The 19,387-nt window shown below is 29.6% G+C and carries 27 protein-coding genes and 1 rRNA gene; 25 read left to right on the plus strand and 3 right to left on the minus strand.

Features of this window, described 5'->3' with window-relative positions; translation table 11 throughout:
- The first annotated feature begins 45 nt into the window (after positions 1–45).
- On the plus strand, positions 46–1,287 hold the full coding sequence (locus CLHOM_RS13680; protein WP_052222256.1) for an MFS transporter: 1,242 nt from the start codon (positions 46–48) through the stop codon (positions 1,285–1,287).
- 56 nt (positions 1,288–1,343) lie between these two features.
- Here the strand turns inward: CLHOM_RS13680 and CLHOM_RS13685 are convergent, their stop codons facing one another.
- Positions 1,344–2,423: an NAD(P)H-dependent flavin oxidoreductase gene (locus tag CLHOM_RS13685; protein WP_052222257.1), complete on the minus strand. Its 1,080-nt coding sequence runs from the start codon at positions 2,421–2,423 to the stop codon at positions 1,344–1,346.
- A gap of 91 nt (positions 2,424–2,514) precedes the next feature.
- Positions 2,515–3,381 (minus strand): DMT family transporter, encoded by an 867-nt coding sequence (locus CLHOM_RS13690; RefSeq protein WP_052222258.1) that lies wholly within the window; start codon positions 3,379–3,381, stop codon positions 2,515–2,517.
- Positions 3,382–4,055: 674 nt separating this feature from the next.
- Here CLHOM_RS13690 and CLHOM_RS13700 point away from each other — a divergent pair.
- From CLHOM_RS13700 to CLHOM_RS13745, 10 genes are all read left to right on the plus strand, one after another.
- A complete protein-coding gene (locus tag CLHOM_RS13700; RefSeq protein WP_052222260.1) occupies positions 4,056–4,649 on the plus strand; it encodes a sugar O-acetyltransferase in 594 nt (197 codons plus the stop codon).
- 14 nt (positions 4,650–4,663) lie between these two features.
- Positions 4,664–5,161: a hypothetical protein gene (locus CLHOM_RS13705; protein ID WP_052222261.1), complete on the plus strand. Its 498-nt coding sequence runs from the start codon at positions 4,664–4,666 to the stop codon at positions 5,159–5,161.
- 12 nt (positions 5,162–5,173) lie between these two features.
- The gene (locus CLHOM_RS13710; protein ID WP_052222262.1) at positions 5,174–5,977 is read left to right on the plus strand and encodes a lipid II flippase Amj family protein; all 804 of its coding nucleotides are present in this window, start codon (positions 5,174–5,176) and stop codon (positions 5,975–5,977) included.
- A 38-nt stretch (positions 5,978–6,015) separates the two neighbouring features.
- On the plus strand, positions 6,016–6,696 hold the full coding sequence (locus CLHOM_RS13715) for an HD domain-containing protein (protein ID WP_052222263.1): 681 nt from the start codon (positions 6,016–6,018) through the stop codon (positions 6,694–6,696).
- Entirely contained in the window at positions 6,689–7,327 is a 639-nt protein-coding gene (locus CLHOM_RS13720; RefSeq protein ID WP_052222264.1) for an HD domain-containing protein, read from the plus strand. Before CLHOM_RS13715 ends, CLHOM_RS13720 begins: the two co-directional genes overlap by 8 nt.
- 35 nt (positions 7,328–7,362) lie before the next feature.
- Positions 7,363–8,172 (plus strand): CPBP family intramembrane glutamic endopeptidase, encoded by an 810-nt coding sequence (locus CLHOM_RS13725; RefSeq protein WP_052222265.1) that lies wholly within the window; start codon positions 7,363–7,365, stop codon positions 8,170–8,172.
- A 67-nt stretch (positions 8,173–8,239) separates the two neighbouring features.
- On the plus strand, positions 8,240–8,605 hold the full coding sequence (locus CLHOM_RS13730) for a helix-turn-helix domain-containing protein (protein WP_052222266.1): 366 nt from the start codon (positions 8,240–8,242) through the stop codon (positions 8,603–8,605).
- A 32-nt stretch (positions 8,606–8,637) separates the two neighbouring features.
- A complete protein-coding gene (locus tag CLHOM_RS13735) occupies positions 8,638–9,462 on the plus strand; it encodes a class I SAM-dependent methyltransferase (RefSeq protein WP_052222267.1) in 825 nt (274 codons plus the stop codon).
- A gap of 63 nt (positions 9,463–9,525) precedes the next feature.
- The gene (locus CLHOM_RS13740; RefSeq protein ID WP_052222268.1) at positions 9,526–10,056 is read left to right on the plus strand and encodes a GNAT family N-acetyltransferase; all 531 of its coding nucleotides are present in this window, start codon (positions 9,526–9,528) and stop codon (positions 10,054–10,056) included.
- 112 nt (positions 10,057–10,168) lie between these two features.
- Positions 10,169–10,717: a GNAT family N-acetyltransferase gene (locus CLHOM_RS13745; protein WP_052222269.1), complete on the plus strand. Its 549-nt coding sequence runs from the start codon at positions 10,169–10,171 to the stop codon at positions 10,715–10,717.
- Between the two features lie 299 nt (positions 10,718–11,016).
- On the opposite strand, the gene CLHOM_RS13750 is transcribed toward CLHOM_RS13745, so the two are convergent.
- Entirely contained in the window at positions 11,017–12,219 is a 1,203-nt protein-coding gene (locus CLHOM_RS13750; protein ID WP_052222270.1) for a hypothetical protein, read from the minus strand.
- Positions 12,220–12,290: 71 nt separating this feature from the next.
- Between CLHOM_RS13750 and CLHOM_RS13755 the strand changes: the two genes are divergently transcribed.
- The 14 genes from CLHOM_RS13755 to CLHOM_RS13810 form a co-directional block, all read left to right on the plus strand.
- A complete protein-coding gene (locus CLHOM_RS13755) occupies positions 12,291–13,067 on the plus strand; it encodes a hypothetical protein (protein WP_052222271.1) in 777 nt (258 codons plus the stop codon).
- Between the two features lie 44 nt (positions 13,068–13,111).
- Positions 13,112–13,357 carry a hypothetical protein gene (locus CLHOM_RS13760; RefSeq protein ID WP_052222272.1) on the plus strand — a complete coding sequence of 82 codons (246 nt, stop codon included), beginning with the start codon at positions 13,112–13,114 and terminating at the stop codon, positions 13,355–13,357.
- 67 nt (positions 13,358–13,424) lie between these two features.
- Positions 13,425–13,877, plus strand: coding sequence for a hypothetical protein (locus CLHOM_RS13765; RefSeq protein ID WP_052222273.1), 453 nt, complete (start codon positions 13,425–13,427; stop codon positions 13,875–13,877).
- 13 nt (positions 13,878–13,890) lie between these two features.
- Positions 13,891–14,016, plus strand: a complete 126-nt coding sequence (locus CLHOM_RS18835; RefSeq protein WP_278321741.1) for a hypothetical protein — start codon at positions 13,891–13,893, stop codon at positions 14,014–14,016.
- Between the two features lie 29 nt (positions 14,017–14,045).
- Entirely contained in the window at positions 14,046–14,513 is a 468-nt protein-coding gene (locus CLHOM_RS13770) for a class I SAM-dependent methyltransferase (protein ID WP_052222274.1), read from the plus strand.
- Between the two features lie 96 nt (positions 14,514–14,609).
- Positions 14,610–15,083, plus strand: a complete 474-nt coding sequence (locus CLHOM_RS13775; RefSeq protein ID WP_052222275.1) for a pyridoxamine 5'-phosphate oxidase family protein — start codon at positions 14,610–14,612, stop codon at positions 15,081–15,083.
- Between the two features lie 129 nt (positions 15,084–15,212).
- Positions 15,213–15,455 carry a VanZ family protein gene (locus tag CLHOM_RS18005; RefSeq protein WP_341377066.1) on the plus strand — a complete coding sequence of 81 codons (243 nt, stop codon included), beginning with the start codon at positions 15,213–15,215 and terminating at the stop codon, positions 15,453–15,455.
- A 79-nt stretch (positions 15,456–15,534) separates the two neighbouring features.
- Entirely contained in the window at positions 15,535–15,972 is a 438-nt protein-coding gene (locus CLHOM_RS13785; RefSeq protein WP_052222277.1) for a hypothetical protein, read from the plus strand.
- 39 nt (positions 15,973–16,011) lie between these two features.
- Positions 16,012–16,584, plus strand: a complete 573-nt coding sequence (locus CLHOM_RS13790) for a CHAP domain-containing protein (RefSeq protein WP_052222282.1) — start codon at positions 16,012–16,014, stop codon at positions 16,582–16,584.
- A gap of 21 nt (positions 16,585–16,605) precedes the next feature.
- Positions 16,606–17,436 (plus strand): sugar nucleotide-binding protein, encoded by an 831-nt coding sequence (locus CLHOM_RS13795; RefSeq protein ID WP_052222278.1) that lies wholly within the window; start codon positions 16,606–16,608, stop codon positions 17,434–17,436.
- 31 nt (positions 17,437–17,467) lie between these two features.
- Entirely contained in the window at positions 17,468–18,160 is a 693-nt protein-coding gene (locus CLHOM_RS13800) for an alpha/beta hydrolase (RefSeq protein ID WP_052222279.1), read from the plus strand.
- 27 nt (positions 18,161–18,187) lie between these two features.
- Entirely contained in the window at positions 18,188–18,316 is a 129-nt protein-coding gene (locus CLHOM_RS18840) for a hypothetical protein (RefSeq protein ID WP_278321742.1), read from the plus strand.
- A gap of 84 nt (positions 18,317–18,400) precedes the next feature.
- Positions 18,401–18,733 carry an antibiotic biosynthesis monooxygenase family protein gene (locus CLHOM_RS13805; RefSeq protein ID WP_052222280.1) on the plus strand — a complete coding sequence of 111 codons (333 nt, stop codon included), beginning with the start codon at positions 18,401–18,403 and terminating at the stop codon, positions 18,731–18,733.
- 533 nt (positions 18,734–19,266) lie between these two features.
- Positions 19,267–19,387 (plus strand): 16S ribosomal RNA (locus CLHOM_RS13810); the annotation flags it as partial.

The following is a 19,387-nucleotide window of genomic DNA, read 5'->3' on the forward strand; positions in this document are numbered from 1 at the left end:
AAAAGATAAAATAGAATTAATTCACCAAAAGAGAGGAAGGTATATATGATAGAGCTGAATAAGGTTGAAAAAAGCTGGGTAATGTACGATTGGGCAAACTCTGCCTACACATTAACTGTAACTTCTACTATTCTGCCACTTTATTTTAAAATGATCTTTGAAAATAATGGTGGAGCGGCTACTGTATCAACAGCTTACTGGGGGTATGCAAATTCAATAGCAACTCTTATACTGGCAATTTTAGCTCCTATTTTAGGAACTATTGCAGATTATAAGGGTTATAAGAAAAGATTTTTCAACATATTTTTTATTATGGGCGTAATATCAACTGCACTGCTTTCCATAGTTCCAAGCAATTATTGGCTTATAATTCTTGTTGTTTATATAGTTACAGCGGTGGGCTTTGCTGGTAGTAATGTTTTTTATGATGCTTTTCTTGTAGATGTAACCACTGAAGAGAGAATGGATAGAGTGTCTACAATGGGCTTCGCAATGGGGTACATTGGAAGCACTATTCCTTTTATTATTTCCATGGCAATAGTTATTCTAGCTCAGTTCAACCTAATACCTTTGTCAGTAATAAGTGCATTTAAAATTTCTTTTATATTTACCTGTGTTTGGTGGACAGCTTTTACCTTACCTATGTTAAAAATAGTAAAGCAAGTGCATGGTATTGATATAGAACCAAGTATAGTTAAAAACAGTTTTAAGAGAATAGCTAAAACTATTAAGAATATAAAGAGTCACAAAAAAGTGTTCTTATTCTTAATTGCATATTTCTTTTATATTGATGGAGTAGACACAATAATAAAGATGGCTACTTCTTATGGAGCAGATTTAGGAATAAGCTCAATGAATCTTTTGATAATTCTACTTGTAACCCAATTTGTTGCTTTCCCTTTTGCTATTATTTATGGAAAGTTATCTGAAAAGCTTCAAGGAAAAAAGATGCTCTATATTGGAATAATAATGTATACCATAATTTGTATTTATGCTTACTTTTTAGATAGTACTTTAGACTTTTGGATACTAGCAATGTTAGTGGCAACTTCACAAGGGGGAATACAAGCATTAAGTAGATCTTACTTTGGAAAATTAGTACCAAAAGAAAAATCAAATGAATTCTTTGGATTTTACAATATCTTTGGAAAGTTTGCAGCAATAATGGGACCTTTCCTAGTAGGAATAGTGACACAAATTACTGGTAAAACAAATAACGGAGTGTTCAGTATAATTATTTTGTTTATTGTAGGTGGGATTTTACTTATTAAGGTTCCAGAAGAATAAAAGAATAAAGGGGTCAGATCCTTGGGAGTTTATCCCGGGTCTGACCCCTAAAATTTTTACACTTCTTTGTATTTTTCTTCAGCTTGAGTTACTAGTTCTTCAATTAAATCTTTAACAGAAATAATTTTATCTATTCTATAAACATTACTGCCACAGAATATCAAGCCTTCATCTAAATTGCCTTCTACAGCATTAATAAGAGCTGTAGAAATACAGTAAGGAGCTGTTTTAGGATCACAAGGCTTTAGACAGTTATAATAACATCTAACCTTATCAGGGGTAGAATAGACTTTTTTAATAAATTTATTAGTTAGAGCTCTACCTGGCATACCAACAGGACTTGTTACAATTTGAATGTCTTCTTTTTTAGCATCAATGTACGCTTGCTTGTATTTTTCGTCAGCATCACACTCAAAAGTTGCTACAAACCTAGTTCCCATTTGTACTCCATCAGCACCTAAGTTCATTATCCTAGCTATATCATGTCCGTCAAAAATACCACCAGCTGCAACTACTGGAATATGCTTATTATACTTTTCACTAAAAGGCTTTACAGCATTTATAACATCAACAACTATGCCATCTATAGCATATGAAGTATCCTCAATATGCTCCTTATGGAACCCTAAGTGTCCACCGGCTTTAGGGCCTTCAACAATTACTAAATCAGGTATCCTATTGTATTTTTTATCCCAAGTTTTGCAGATCAAAGAAGCCGCTTTGCCTGAAGATACAATTGGAGCAATTTTAACATTGCTTCCAGCAACAAGCTTAGGTAAATCAAGAGGAAGTCCAGCTCCAGAAATAATTAAATCAATTCCTGCTTCCACAGATGCTTTTACAAAATCATTATAATTATTTGTTGCAACCATAAGATTAACCCCTAATACTCCATTAGGAGCTAGCTCTCGTGCAAGTTGAATTTCTTTTTTTAGAGCTCTTACGTTTGCTTCAAAATTATTCTTAAGAAAGTCAGGTTCCTTAAAACCAACTTGTGCCGCAGATATTACTCCAATTCCTCCAGCATTTGCAACAGCAGATGCTAATTTGTGAAGTGATACGCCAATTCCCATTCCGCCTTGAATGATTGGCTTTCGTGCTTTTAAATCTCCGATTATTAACTCTGGTAATTTCATTTTTTTATCACCTATCTTTATTTAATAATAAAATTGTAAATAAAATATTAATTGAAGTCAACAATTATTGACTAATTGTAATTATAAAAACTCATTGTTGATCCTTTGCTATTATAAATACTGATGCTAAAATTAGTAAGGTTCCAACAATAATTGTAAAGCTAAGCTGTTCATTAAATAATATTATTCCCATAATTATACTTACTATAGGCTCAAAGGTTCCAAGTATAGAAGCTGAAGAAGCACCAATTATTTTTACTGCTTTAATAAATAAAACAATTGATATAATAGTTGAAATCAACGATATTCCTATGTAAGAAGAAAGGATATATATATTAAATTGAAGAACAAGTTGTCCCATAAAAATACTAAATATTAAAAAAACAGTTCCAGCACATACAGAAAAATAGAAAACTTGTACACTATTATCTAACTTCTTTAGCTCAGGATGATTAATTCCCATAACGCAGCCAGCAAAAGTAAAACCTGAAAGGAGGGCTAGAAAAGCTCCCTTTAAATTTATTTCATTAGAGTTTATACCTATTAAAACATATACACCAATTAATGAAATAAGTAAGGCTAAGATTTTATTTTTAGTTAAAGTTTCTTTATATACAATATAGTTCAGCACTATTACAATGGCAGGATAAACAAAATGCATTGTAGTAGCAAGGCCAACAGATATATAGTTATAGGACAAGAATAAAACAATTCCTGTTGAAGTATAGCCAAGGAGGCCTACTAACAAAATAATATACAATTGTTTCTTATTAATATTCAAAGAAATTTTTTTAATATAGAAATATATTAAAAGCATTATAGCTGCTAACAAAAATCTAAAGGACAATAAGGTCGTAGCATTACTTCCGCTATTATAAGCTATCTTTGCAAATATAGGCATAAATCCAAAGGCTGTAGAAGATAGAATGGCAAATATAATGCCAGGAAGTTTTCTCATATTAATACCCCCAAATGTTCATAGACACTATATGAGTATAACACATAAATATGCAATAAACTATTGCATAAATAGATTAAGTTGAATAAAAATCTTTTTATAGAGTATGTGTAACCCTTTGGGTATATATTTCATAATATTATTAATAGTAATCACTTTAAAAGGCTAAGGTGTATTTATGAGGAATAGTTTAAGATTTTGGATACCTTTTGGACTATTCATTTTGTTAGCATTTGGATTTTTTATTTTTACAGGAAACAGTATATATGGATGGTGTATATTATTAATTTTTTATCTTTTTATATTTTTACTTAGAGATAGGATATTTGAAGAAAAATTCATAAAAAATGTACCAACATGGCTATTTATTTTTCTAATGACATTCTTTTTATATGCTTTTACAATATGAGATTTTATATTAAGATTACTAATTAAAGCTTGTGAAAGGTACATAAGATTTTAAAAAAAGAAAATTGTAATTTAGGAGAGAAAGACATTAGGATTTTTCTCCTAAATTTTTTATATGTTATGCTAATTATAGATATTTATATATTTTATGGTATAATAATACAAAATACTTGATAATTTTATAGTTAATTAAAAAGAAAAATCTAATAAGGGGATAAAACTTTGGAGTAATTAAATTTATATAAATAGATATGGAGAGCTGAAATATGACAGAAAAAGAAAAGATGTTAAGTGGGAAACCATACAAAGCATTTGGAGAAGAATTATTTAGTGAACGCCAATATGCAAAAGAAATGATATTTAAATATAATAATTTACATCCAAGTGAAATTAATAAAAGAAATGAGATTATAAGAAAATTATTTGGCAGGGCTGGTAAAGATTTTTTCATAGAACCACCATTTAGATGTGATTATGGGTATAACATTTCTATTGGAGATAATTTTTACAGTAACTATAATTGCACTATTTTAGATTGTGCAAAGGTTACAATAGGAGATAATGTAATGTTTGCACCTAATGTTAGCCTTTTTACTGCAGGGCATCCAGTTCACTTTGAACCACGAAACCAGGGAATTGAATATGCACTTCCAATTACTATTGAGAATAATGTTTGGATTGGCGGTGGAGTAATTATAAATCCTAACATTACTATTGGTGATAATGTAGTGGTTGGTTCAGCAAGCGTGGTAACAAAGGATATTCCTAGTAATTCAATTGCAGTGGGAAATCCTTGTAGGGTAATACGAGAAATAACGGAGCAGGATAAAAAATACTACTTTAAAAATTTAGAGATTTGATTTGGAGGATTAATATGAGGAAAGTAGTTATATTGGCTTTTATATTTTCATTTATATTTATTTTGGTAGGGTGTAATTCAAAAACAAAGAACTATGCTGAACCTATAAAAATTACCAAAGAAGATGAGAAAGTAATTTTAGAATACCTTGATACAAAAACCAATGATATTAGTTTACCAAGATACGGAAAAATGTACAGTTCTTTTATTGTTTTGGGAACAGATGCTGACAAAATATACATATGGATGTTAAAAGAAGAGTACTTAAATAAGAATGGACAGGTAACCAGGGTAAGTGGGGTATCTTTACCAGCTGTTTTATATACTAAAGCAGGAAAGGATAAAATTGAAATTGAAGATCATAAGTACCCAGAAGACGGAAGTAGATATGTTGCAAGTATTATAAAACTATTTCCTGAAAGTGTTAGAAATGTAATGTTTGTTAATAATAACGAACGTGTAAAGCAACTTGAAGAAGCCATACAGAATAGGATTAAAGAAGATAAACAATAGAGGAGAAAGCAGATGCCTAACCAAGTAATAATAGTATTGATTCTTACATTTGTTATTTACTTAATTTCATCATTAGCATATTCTGTGAGAATTGTTGGAGTAAAAACAGGGAGGATAGCCATAGCTTTTGCAGTATTCAATATTTTTGCTTTAATTTCTAGGACTGCAAATAGTATTCAAGCCCCCTTAATGGCTAAAACAATTGAAAATACTATAAAAATGGGCAACCCTGAAAATTTATTATATATATTTAGATGGATAATATTTTCTACAACGGTTGCAACAATAACTGGAGCTTTTTTAATGCCAACATTTATAAAGGTATTTGGGAAAGCTGTTGAAGCCTTTAGTATTCATCGTTCTATACCTAGATTAGTATTGCACGCTTTTTCAAAGTCTGGTATAGAGCAGTTCAAAAGCAGCGTTACCAAGCCTAAAAGAGAAAATATTGCTCAATTAAAAAGTTTAACAATGATTCCTAAAAAAATAGTTTTACTCAATACTATAGCTTTTGCCATATCAACTGTTGGGGTTTTAGCATCCTTGTATGCAGGCTGCTTAAATCCAGATTTAAGAACTACTTGCAGTACACTATCAGCTGTTGTAAATGGATTCTCAACAATTCTTATGTTTATATTCATAGACCCATATATATCAATGCTAACAGATGATGTAATCAGAGGAGAGTGTACTGAGCTGCAATTTCATAGATGTATAATTTTTATTGTAGGAGGATTGATAGTAGGCACTGTATTAGCACAGATTTTATTGGTACCTTCTGCAAAAGTAATATCTTTTATAGCTAAATTAATATAGAACAAATTTAGTGTATTAATAAACAGGGGGAAATATTAATGAATCTAGAAAAGAAACACAAAAGAATTATTGAAATTGTTCAAGACAAATTAACTTGTTCTGCACATAATTTAGATCATGTATTTAGAGTTTATAATCTTTGTATGTTAATTGCAAAATATGAGAATGATGTTGATTTAGAAATATTGATTCCAGCAGCATTGCTTCGTGATATTGCTAGAGTTGAAGAAAGTAAAGATATAACCGGAGAAATTGATCATGCTATCTTGGGAAGTGAAATTGCTGAGGATATATTAAGAAAGCTGCAATTCCATGAAGAAAAGATAGAAAAAATAAAACATTGTATTATAACACATAGATTCAGAACTGATAATGAACCCAAAACAATAGAAGCAAAAATACTTTTTGATTCAGATAAGCTTGATGCTATAGGTGCAATAGGAATTGCTCGTACTTTTATGTTAGCAGGTCAATTTGGGCAAAGGCTGACAGTAGATGAACCACTGAAGGATTATCTCAAATCAAATACGGTGGAAAATGAAAGACTAAAAGATGTTTCAAAGCATACGCCTTTCATTGAATATGAAGTAAAGTTTAAAAAAATTCCAGGTAAATTGTACACAAAGAAAGCAAAAGAAATCGGAAATAAAAGGCTTGAACTTATGGAAGAATATTTTAATAAACTTAAATTAGAAATAGAGGGAGCAGAAGATGTGTAAGGGGTATCCTGATAAAAGTACAGCTATTAAAGCTCTTGAAGATGCAGAAAAGCTAAATCCAGGAGTGTGGAAACAACATTCTGAATTTGTTGCTTTAGCTTGCAAGAATATAGCAGAACATTGTACAAGTCTTGATGTGGATAAAGCATATATTTTAGGTTTGCTGCACGATATAGGGAGACGAATTGGTGTAGTTTCAGAACGTCATCTTATTGCTGGATATCAATATTGCATGGAACAAGGGTGGAATGAAGTTGCTAAAGTTTGTATCACCCATTCATTTATGCTACAAGATATAAAATCTTCAATAGGAAAATGGGATGTTACTAGGGAAGAATATGAAAGTATTGAAAGCATTATAAATTCATCAGTTTATGATGATTATGACTTATTAGTGCAGTTATGTGATGCATTAAGCTTACCAACAGGCTTCTGTTTACTTGAAAAGAGATTTGTTGATGTTGCCTGTAGATATGGTGTAAATGATTTTACAGTTGCAAGGTGGAAAAAGACAACTAAAATAAAAGAATACTTTGAAAAGAAGATGCAGCATTCTATTTATGATGTACTTCCAAATGTTATACAGAATACATTTAGTAATGATAATTCTATTTATACTAAACAAAAATAACAATTTTAAATTGTGCCTGGTGGGGGAGATTAACAATGAACAGTATTTCAAAAGAAGTACAAATTGTAAAACTGATATATATGGTTACTTGGATATTTATGGTATTAGCAATTATTGCTCTTGGAAAAAGCAATTATAAAGTAAAAAATTTTAAAGATAAGATGATTGTAAACTGGAAACAATCTCTATCAATTGTTGTGTTATGTTACATGAGTATATTTATAGGTACTTGGAATGCTTCTTATCTTACCAATATTTTGGGACCTATAACTCTATTCTGTCAGTGCCTTATTGGATTAACCATAGCAAAAAGCATTGATGGATATGAACCGCTTCCTGTAACAAGAGCTATTATTGAGAATAAGCAAGCATGGCGTAAAATTATTCTAATGTTTGGTTTTGGACTATTAGTAGTTTTTCTAACTGTGTTTATCGGTGCATTTAGTCAAAGTATTTGCTCGAATATATTTAATGAAGTAAATAATTCTTCTGAAGCAGTAAATATGTTGCCTGACAACAAATGGATGCTGTTTTTCACTTTATTATCAGGTGCTGGTATTGTGGAAGAAACGATATATAGACTAATATTTCTATCATTAATTTTAAAAATAACCAACAGACCATGGCTTTCAATAGTATTATCTTCATTACTCTTTGGGTTATATCATTTAACTCCTATTAACACAATGTACAGTATATATTGGCAATATCCTATAACTCAGTTTGTTTCTACAAGTTTAGCTGGAATGATATTTGGATATTTTTATGTTAAACGTGGATATGAAACTGCTGTAATTGGGCATACTCTTGCAGATTGGCTGCCTGTACTGATTTTTATGAAATAAATTTAATTGATGCTATTAAACAACATATTATAAAATTGACTATAGCATTATGTTAGGAGGATTTTAGATGTTAAAAGAAAAGATGTTGGCGATTTCAATATTTTCTTTAGCAATTTCAATTATTGCTAGTGCATCAATCATCTCAAAAGAAATAAGAAATAATGGACAAAATCTTAGTAGTAGTTTGAACATGATGTCAGGAGGATTAAATAAAATTAGCAATTCAGTAGGATACAAGAACAATAGCTTAGATAATAATTCTTATAACCCTGCTGAAGCTGCAGAATATTTAGGAATTACACGGGAAAAATTATATGAAATTGCTAATACAAAGGATTTTAAAATGCCGTATATTAAGATAGGTGCGGATTATTATTTTAATAAAAGTGCATTAGATAAGTGGTTAGAAACAGCAAGAATAGAAATAAAGTAAGATTTATTTTTATAACTAATTAAGGAGAAAAAATGAGTGATAAAAAGTCAGAGATTATGAATGTATGGGACAAGGTTGCTTCTAACTTTGGAAAAGTAGGACCTAAATATTGGAATTATTTTGGGAAAAGGTTAGTAGAGCTTTCGAGTATTAAGCAAGGGGCAAAAGTATTAGATATAGGAATGGGTAGGGGAGCTTCACTATTTCCTGCTGTTAATATGGTAGGTTTGGATGGATATGTTATTGGAATTGATAGCTCAGAAGCTATAGTAACGGAGACTCATAAGGATATTTTATCTAGAAATATACTCAATGCAGAAGTAAAATGCATGAATGCAGTAAAATTAAATTTTGATAATAATTATTTTGACAATGTTATCTGCGGTTTTGGATTTGGATATCTTTTACTTTCTGAAAGTAAGTTAAATGATATACGGAGAATATTAAAAAACAATGGACAAGTGGCCTTTAGTATATGGGGACAGCAAGAAGATCAAAAATGGCTTACAGAAATTATTAATAAATATTTGCAAATTGAAAACAAAAATAATGAGGAAAATCCAGAAATTCCTAAGCTTGATACTGTGGATGATGTAACAAAAATACTAAATGATGCAGGATTCCACAATATAAAAGTTCATGAAGAAAATTCGGTTGTAGTGTATAAAGAGAAAGAGGAATGGTGGCAAGAAATGTGTTCAAATGCAGTTAGGAGTATATTTGATCAAATAGAAGCCTTAGGAAGCAGAACATTTATAGAATTTAAAAATGAAGTATTTAATGGACTTCAAAAGTACTATAAAGAAGCTGGAATTTGCTTTAATATGCCGGTAATTTATGCCTTGGGAGAAAAATAGTATATTAATCTTTGTAATAAAAATATGTTTTACTTAATTGTATAAAATTTATGGAGGATGAAAATGACAAACTTAAAGTTGATATTTCCAAATCAAGATTATAAAGATGAATGGTTTTCTATTATTAATGAAATAGAGAATGCAGAAGAGAAAATGACACCATCTGCACTTAAAGGTGAAGCTAATGATTATAATGAATACTTATATAACGTTAAAAAGTATTCGAAAGGTATTAATTTGCCAGAGGGTAGAGTTCCAGCAGAAATATATTTCCTTGTGAATAATGATGATAAAAGAATTTTAGGAGCGATTGATATTAGATATTCTCTTAATGATTACTTATATAACTTTGGAGGAAATATAGGCTATGGTATTCGACCAACAGAAAGAAGAAAAGGTTATGCAACAAAAATGTTAGAATTGGCATTAGATATATGCAGAGAAAAAGGGATGGATAAGGTACTAATTACTTGTAATAAGAGCAATATAGGTTCAGCAAGAACAATAATAAAAAATGGCGGAATACTTGAAAATGAAATAATGGAAAATGATGAATTAGTACAAAGATATTGGATTAAATGCAGCAGGGGTTGATTTAGTTGAAGTTTCATATGAGTGGGTAAATATAAATTCTTTAATTAATTTATAATCTAAAATAGGAAGCTTTTATAATTAATAAATAATAAAATTAAGAGAGGTAATTCAGATGAAAAGATTAGAAACAGATAGATTGATATTAAGACAATGGTCTGAAGCTGATAGCAAGGATTTATATGAATATGCTAAAAATGAATTAGTCGGGCCAAATTGTGGTTGGACTACACATAAAAATGAAGAAGAAAGTAAAGAAGTAATAAAGAGGGTTATTAAAAATGATGATACCCTTGCAATTGTTTTAAAATCTGAAAATAAAGTTATTGGAAGTATAGGTCTTCATGATAGAAAACCAGATGCTTCTCTTTCAAATCTAAAACAAAAAGAAATAGGATACGCTTTAAATCCAAAATACTGGGGACAAGCGTTTGTACCTGAAGCTGTAAAATGCTTGATTGATTATGGATTTAATGAATTGAACTTAGATTTAATATGGTGTGGGCACTATGATTTTAATCATAATTCTAGAAGAGTAAATGAAAAATGTGGATTTAATTATAGGTTTCAAAGAAAGAAAAAGCTAGAGTTATTCGATAATAAAGAAGTTACTATTTTATATTACAGTATTTTCAAATCAGAATTTTTAAATTCTATTTGCTAGTTAGAATAGTTTCATGCCTATAAAGTCATAAAAAAATATAAAAGATATTAACCAAAGACTATTTCCAATAAGGAGTGCTTTTAGCTTATTAGAAATAGTCGCTGCAAAAGTTTTTCCGCTTCAAAACCAATATATAATAGATATAACTGCAAAGTACAAGAAATAATTAGAGTAAATTCTTGAAATGAAATTTACATTATCTATTATTATCCCTAATAGCGGTAGAATAAGTATTATAGTTATGGATTTACAAATGGTTTTTGATTGCATGGAATAACCTCCAAATTTCACGGTATATATTATTTTATCATTTCAGTAATATCCTTAATTAATTTCTCATCTATGTCACAAGTTTTTGCGTGGATTTCATTATTTTCATGAGTGAAATATAGTATTAGCTTAACATCCTTATTATTGATTCTTTTTTGAGTAATATTGACAGGACCAAATAAATTTTTGTCTTTAACAATAGTTTTAGGCTCTTCTCTGTAATTTGAAATTTTTATAATTCCTTCATGATTTTCATTATAAAATGTATAAACTACTGAAAATTCTTGATTAGAGTTTATAGAATCTAAGGCAGGAACACTGCCAAATTTATCAGTGTTAAAGGGTATATTATCTATTGTATATGGTAATTTACCATAGTTAGAATATCTGCGAGATATAAATATATTAAGTGAAGCAATATCTTTCCCATCCTTAGCTTCACCATTCATTCCAGTATAGCCCAAACCATCACGGAGTGATTTAACATTTATAATATTTTTTGCTATAGGTCTATTTAATTTAGATAATGAAACTCCATCTTTCATTGAATAAAGATTTACTCCATTCCTTTTTACAGAAGTATAGGTTAAAACATTATCAGGTGAGGCAGCACTAACAATGTAATAAGGCTTTCTATAATACTTTGTAATGTTATGAGAAGAAGTGGTATTTGAGAAAAAAGTCCATGCACTATTATTTAGTTTATCTGTGTATATAAGTTTATTATTACATTTGGTATAGGATATATTTGAATTATAGTCTACACTGGTTGCATCTTGGAAATCATCTATTGCCATTAATTCACTATGAGAAGAAGACACTCTATAATTTTTATCTCTAGTTAGAGTAGTTTTAATTATTCCTTCATCATATGTAGTGATTATAGTATCTCTAATGACAATTGTATCAAATAATATAACGTCATCTAAATATTTATGAGATGGGAATTCATATAGCAGTTTAGATTGTCCATTGTCTGTATTTAAGTAGTATAAATATGAATATTTTTTATCACCTTGCATTCTGCTTGATAAAATTAAAAGAGATTTATCTGGAGCTACAAAGTTATTTGCCCAAGTTATGTTTTTAATTTCCCCAAACTTACTAGAAGTTAAATTGATACCAGGTTTTTTATATTCAGGTATTTTCACTCTAAAGTTTTCGTAGGCATAGAAAATCGTAGCAAGCAGAGCAATTATCAAAGTAAAAATCAACATTCTAAATTTCTTCATTAAAATACCTCCATAATATGGTATAATATAGATTATATTACAAACAATTATAAAATGAAAGGAGAAATGCTATGCCATTAGGGGATATGTTTAGTAGTGGTAGAAAATTTATAAATAAATTTCTTTGGATTATACTGATTCCTATTGCTTTGGACTTATGGCAGCTGTTTGCACATGAATATTTTTTCAAGACAAATTATATTCCCATTAAACGATTATTTTCTTTAAAGTTAGGAATTATATCCTCACCACCAAGTGTAAATTTTATTCTAGAAGATTTTCCGCCAGTATTACTCCAATATAATAGCAATGGGCTAAAAGGCATTATTTATGAAGTCAGCTTATTCAATGTATTTTTTATGATTACAATAATATTGATAACAAGCTTTATAAACAGTGGATATTTAAGTGTACTTGGAGGAAAGGAAGAAGGCAAAATTTTTATTAAGGATTTTTTCATAATGGGAAACAAAAATTGGTTTAAGTTTTTTGTATTACACCTTATTCAATATATACCTGTAATTTTAATTTTGTTTGCAAAAGAATTTATGGTATTAGGATTATTATTTATTCTATTTTTTTATGTTCAATATTCTATTGTAATTGATGAGGGTAGAATTAGTGAAAACTTTATAAAAGGGATGTCATTTCTATCTAATAATTTAAGACTAACTATAAAGATGGCACTTTATTTTGGATTCATTTTTTCTTTGTTAAGTATACTTGTATATGTATTAACAAGTTTTTCAACTGTAGGAATTGTATTAGATATAATTATTGTTGCTTACTTTGGAGCAGTAGTTAATAGAGCGATTTTGCAAGTTTATACTGAAAAAAGTAGAGGTTAGGGGCATGGGAAAAAATAATTTAAGTTATTAATGGAGGGGTATTAATGAAAAAAGTATTATTAGTAGCAGCATTATTAGGAGCATTTGCATTAACAGGTTGCGGGAATAGACAAGTTATTGACACTAATTGGACTTTTACAAAAGCAAAAATAGTTATTGGAAATGAAACTATTGAAGTGAATGTAAAGTCATGGAGGGATTATCAGAATGATACTCAAATACAAATAGTAGCTGATGATGGAACTGTATATTTAACTGATAAGGTAAATGTGCTTTTAATAGGCAAATAATTAAAATTGTTTATTTTTTTCTTCTTTGCAATTTAGAGTGGAGTAAATAATGAAAGGATGAATGGGATTGAAGTTAAAAAGTAAATTCTTATTGTATTCATGGTTATTTTTGATAATTGTTATTGGCAGCGGTTGTGGAGTAAGCCAGGATAAAAAGAATATATACAGTAACAATGATATTATAGCGCAAGAGGCGGATAGCTTTTCTTTTGGAACTAGAAGTGATACTGGAAATTCAAAGGATGAAGTTAATATAAAATATAGTGGTTTCTATGGAGCAGATACTATTTGGATTATAGAAGCAGAAGAGAATCAAGAAATAATTCTCAAATATAATTCAAATGTAAAGAGCGGTGACTTTAAGCTGGTTTTAATTAATCCTAAAAAAGAAATAGAAAATATTTTAGTAGGAACTCAGCAGGGTGATAAAACTATAAAACTAACTAAAGGAAAGTATGTTATTAAAATTGTAGGTAGAAATGCTAAAGGAGAAATTAATATTACTAGAAGTGAAATATAAAGGATGAGATTTTATGAATAATATTGTGAATTTTTATGAAGGATATGATGAAGAAAGCAGACTTACAACAAATAATTCAAGAAAAGTTGAGTTTACTGTTATTACTACCATTCCATCAATCTATCTGCAGGAGTATTAGTAAGTAGTTATAAAGATGAAAGCTTTGATGTGGTGTTATGTCTTGGACCAATCTATCACCTTACAAATGAATGTGATAGAGAAAAGTGCATTAAGGAATCCTTGAGAGTATTGAAAAGGGGTGGAATACTAGCAATTTCATATATTAATAAGCACTTTGTATTAAATTCAGTTATGATCACAGATAAGAGGTTTCTTACAAAGCAGTTTGTTGACAAGCTTTCAAATACAGGAGTTATTAAAGATGGAGAAAAAGAGTGTTTTTGGACTGATGCCTTTTTTACTACTCCTTTGGAGATGGAAGCATTCATAGAAAAATTTGATTCTCAGATTATTGACCATGTAGGAACTGACGGAGTAAGTCCCTTCTTAAAGGATTTTGTGGATAATATGAATGATGAAGAATATTCTACATGGCTTCACTATAGTTTAATCAGTTGCAGAGAAAAGAGTATTTTAGGCATGAGTAATCATGGATTATTAATATGCAGAAAATAAAATAGTTTCGAGGGCTAATGAAAAATTCTAAATGAATGTAAAAAAACATTCATTTAAAACAAAGCTAATTATATTAACTAATGGAGGGAAATAAAAATGCCAGTAAAATGGATTACTAAAGAAAAAAGCATGAATTTATTATCAAAAGCAGTATATGGTAGACTTGCAACCTGTGGAGAAGATGGGCAGCCATATATTACACCTATTAATTTTGTTATTCATAATGAAAAGGTATATTTTCATACAGGATTTGAAGGAAGAAAATTAGATAATATAAATAAAAATCCAAAGGTTTGCCTAGAGATTAGTGCGTCAGGCAAGATGTATGCAACACCTCATGCAAGAAATTTTACTATGAGATTTTGGAGTATTCTTGTTTTTGGAGAAGCAAATGTAGTAACTGACAAGGAACTTAAACTGAATGTACTTAATTTATTAATGGAAAAACACGCAAGCGGATATAAATATGAGCCACTTTCTATTGAAGATATGGATATTGTAAATGTTATTGAAATAAATATAAATGAGATAAGTGGTAAAGCAAGTGTTGACCCAGAAGTAAAGGATTAATTGATTTTTGAAAATAAGGAGGGTGAAATTTGTTTGAAATTATGAGTGTAATTTGGTATTTGATTTTAGTATCAATTGGATTCTATATTGTTTATTTATTAAGCTCCACTAGGCGTAATATGACCAATAATATGGAAGCAAATTTCTTCAGTAAAGATGATTATTTTACAAGGCTTTATAGTGTCCATATCTATAGAACTACTGCAACTTATAGAGATATTGTCTGGAATTGGTTTTGCTAGGGCTATAGATATTGACGATGTAATACTTAATGTTTTAGGAATAGTAATTGGATATTTAATTTATAGAGCAATCTATTATGTCTCAAATAGATATAGTATAAAGTTTATGAGTAATATATTAGATTCATAACTTGCGAAGTGTAAATACATCATAGTAAATTTATGAAGTTTTAATTTGTATTAATAAATATGTAAAAGAGGGATGCTTAATGAAAAGATTATATCGTATATTGTTTGGACTACATTTATTTGTAGGAATAGGTGCTATTGCAGGGGGATTAGCTGCTATAACTAATCCTCAAGGGCCACTGGGAGTGCCAACTGAGCTTTTAAAAAACTCACCTTTTAGTAATTATCTGATACCTGGAATTATTCTATTTTCTATAATTGGACTTGGTAATATCTTTAGTGCTCTAATGTTTCGTTTTAAATCAAAGTTTCAAGGATATATAAGCAGTGTTTTTAGTTGGGCTTTAGTGATTTGGATTGTAGTTCAATGTATTATGCTTAATGCTGTAGCTTTTTTACATGTTCTATTTTTTATTATTGGGCTAATTCAGGCAGGTCTATCGATGGCAATGTTGATGGAGTATCGTTTGTTTCCAACAAATATTATGATTAAAATCTATGATGGGGTAAGAAAATAAATATTTGTATCGAATTTCAAATACTTGAAAGGATATGTTATGAGAAAAAAATGGATAAGTATTCTTTTATTCTTTATTGTTGTGTTATTAATAGGTGGAATAACTTTTATTGCTAGAGATAGAAAACTTATAGGAGAAAAAATAGATAGTTACAAGAAGATAGAGGTTCATTATAACGGAATCATCTATTCAAAAGCTTATGGGAAAAACTACAGTAATGATGGCTACTACTATGGTCAGAAGTGGCAATGTGTAGAATACATTAAAAGGTTTTACTATGAAGCAAAAGGACATAAAATGCCAAATGTATATGGGAATGCTAAAGATTATTTTGACTCTAATGTACAGCAAGGAGGACTGAATAAATCAAGAGGCTTAGTTCAATATAGAAATTGTGAAAATGTTAAACCAGAACCAGATGATTTAATAGTTTTTACAGACACAAAATTTGGACATGTTGCAATTGTAACTGAAGTAACAGATGATTATGTAGAAGTAATTCAACAAAATGTGTATAGCAAGACTAGGGAAAGACTCAAACTTATGATTAAAGATAATCAATATTTTGTTGGATCAAAAAGGAAACCTGCTGGATGGTTGAGAAAAGAGTAGTATTGATATTTAGGAGGAAAAATGAAGATACTTATTTTAGGTGCCAGTGGATTTTTAGGAGGTAAGGTTCATCATAGATTAAGTGAAAATCCTAACTTTAAAGCTGTAGGGACTTGTTTTAAATCCTGCAAAAATAATGAACTTATTAAAATTAATATAAAGAACGAAAATGAAATTGAAGAAGTATTTAATGAAAACAAAGCTGATGTAGTAGTTTGGTGCATTTTGGACATGAATAATGAAAAGGAACTTATTAATATTGGATTGCGTAATGTAATGAAGAATCTAAATGATAACACAAAACTTATATACATTTCTACGGATGCCTTCATTGAAGGAAAGGGAAATTATTCAGAAGAGGTTTCTTTGAAGTATTACCCATGTAGTAATCCATTGTCATGGTATATTAATGCTAAAATAGAAGGTGAGAAAGTAGTAAAAAGTCACAAAAATCATGTAATTATTAGAACTGGTCCTTTGTATGGAAAAGATGTAGAAGGTAATTGGGATAAAAGAGTTACAAGTTTAATAGAAGCATTATCTGAAAATAGAACAATATCTAGAAGTGGTAATTTATATAAAACATTTGTTTATATTGATAATTTAGCAGATTTAATTTATGAAATGATTGAAATGGACTTTAATGGCATAATTCATGTTGGACCAGAAGAAAAAGAGAGTTATTATACTTTTAACAGAAAGATGGCAGGAAAGTTAGGATTAGATGAAAATTTAATTGTTGAAGACATAATCAGTAATGATAATGCAATAGAAAATGGGATACCTTTGGATACTTCTATGAATACTAGTAAATGTAGAAGAATTTTTAAAACTGAATTCAAATGTTTATAAATTATGCGAAGTACATAGGAGATATTAATGTATGAATTTAAACGAAAATAAAAAAGTAAAATGCTTAATAATTCATGGCTTTGGTGGTGGAGTACACGAAATAAAACCTTTAGCTGAATATCTAACTAGTCTTGGTTATGAAACTGTCTGCCCTGTATTAAAAGGTCATTCAAGTACAAAAAAAGATATGAAAAAGGCAACTTATAGTGAATGGATAGACTCTGCGGAACAGGAATTATTAATACTAAAGGAAAATGGAGATGAAGTTATCATAATAGGATTTTCTATGGGTGGTCTGATTGCCTTTAATCTTGCATGTAAACATAATATTAAAGCAATTGTAACAATCAACACTCCAATCTATTATTGGAATATATACCGAGTGTTTCTTAATCTTTTAGATGATTTGAAAAATAAAAAGTGCAAACATATTAGAAGATATTTAAATGCAAAAAGTAATTCGCCATTTTCATCAATGATACAATTCCTATTGCTATTAAATAAAACAAAGCCAAAATTAGAAAAAATAAGTTGTCCTATTCTTACAATACAAGCAGAAGATGACGATACAGTAAGAATAAAGAGCGTTGATTACATTCATAAACATATATCTTCAAGTAAGAAAACTACTAGATATTTTCACGAAGGAGGGCATTTGATCCTGTTAAGTGATACAACTGAACAGGTGATGTCATGTATTGAAGATTTCTTAAAAGGTCAATAATTTAATCAAATCAAGGGAGAGTTACAAATGAACAAAGCTTGTTCTAGATGGGGAGTTAAGATATCACAAGATACAAAGATTTGTAATGGTTGTGGAAACAGATGTGATTTTACCTATACCAATAGAGATCGAACGAAAATGATTTTTCTATATTAGCTTCTTTACCTATAATTGCGCTTATTATAGTTGCTATAATATTAAATGCTTTAAATTAAATTAGTAAGATCAGGGGGAGCGTATATGAGCGAAATAGTAAGAACACCAAATACACCATATTATGCAGTTATTTTTACATCAATTAGAACTTTAGGTGATAATGGATATACAAAGGTTGGAGAAGAGATAATAAATATGGTTTCTAAACAAAAAGGTTTTATAGGAGCAGAAAGTGTTAGAGGGGAAGATGGATTTGGCATAACAACATCATACTGGGATTCATTAGAAAGTATTAATGAATGGAAAAAGAACATACAGCATAATAAAGCAAAAGAAATGGGCAGAAATACTTGGTATTCAAAGTATATGATACGAATTTGCAAGGTTGAGGGAGATAATTATTTTCATAATCATTAAAAATAGGGCTACGCTCATTGTCCCTAGTGTGTCAATAGGCGAAAAGCATAGTAATAAGAATTAATAGTTAGAAAATAGGATTTATTTTAATATAATGACAAATAATCTAATTACTTAACTAAAGTAGTTTTGTTAAGATACTATTTGTCGCCGCAAGAGCGAAGACAAATTAAAACAATTGATAAGCGCTAATCGCAAAATACTTAGAAATTATCGGTTAGCAACTAGAGATTAAAATATTTCAAAAAAGTGTTGACAAACAAAAATTAAATTGATATACTGAATAAGCTGTCTGAGGATAGCGAAAACAAATGGTCTTTGAAAATTAAACAGAATTAAGGTAAATAAATGCCAGTCAATAACTGTAATTGAGTAAGGATACTCAAAATGAAGTTATAGAGAAGCGAAGGAAACTCGCTCAGCGAAGCTGAGGAGTGCTCAAAGAGTAAGCGACTATCATCAAATCATAGATTTGAGATATCTGCTTAAGCGATTCGCACCAAATTATAAATTTGGGCTCTCTGCTTAACTTTTAAATTGAGAGTTTGATCCTGGCTCAGGACGAACGCTGGCGGCGTGCCTAACACATGCAAGTCGAGCGAGGGGAGTTCTTCGGAACAAACCTAGCGGCGGACGGGTGAGTAACACGTGGGC

This window comes from Clostridium homopropionicum DSM 5847 (assembly GCF_001263795.1).
GTDB lineage: Bacteria > Bacillota > Clostridia > Clostridiales > Clostridiaceae > Clostridium_H > Clostridium_H homopropionicum.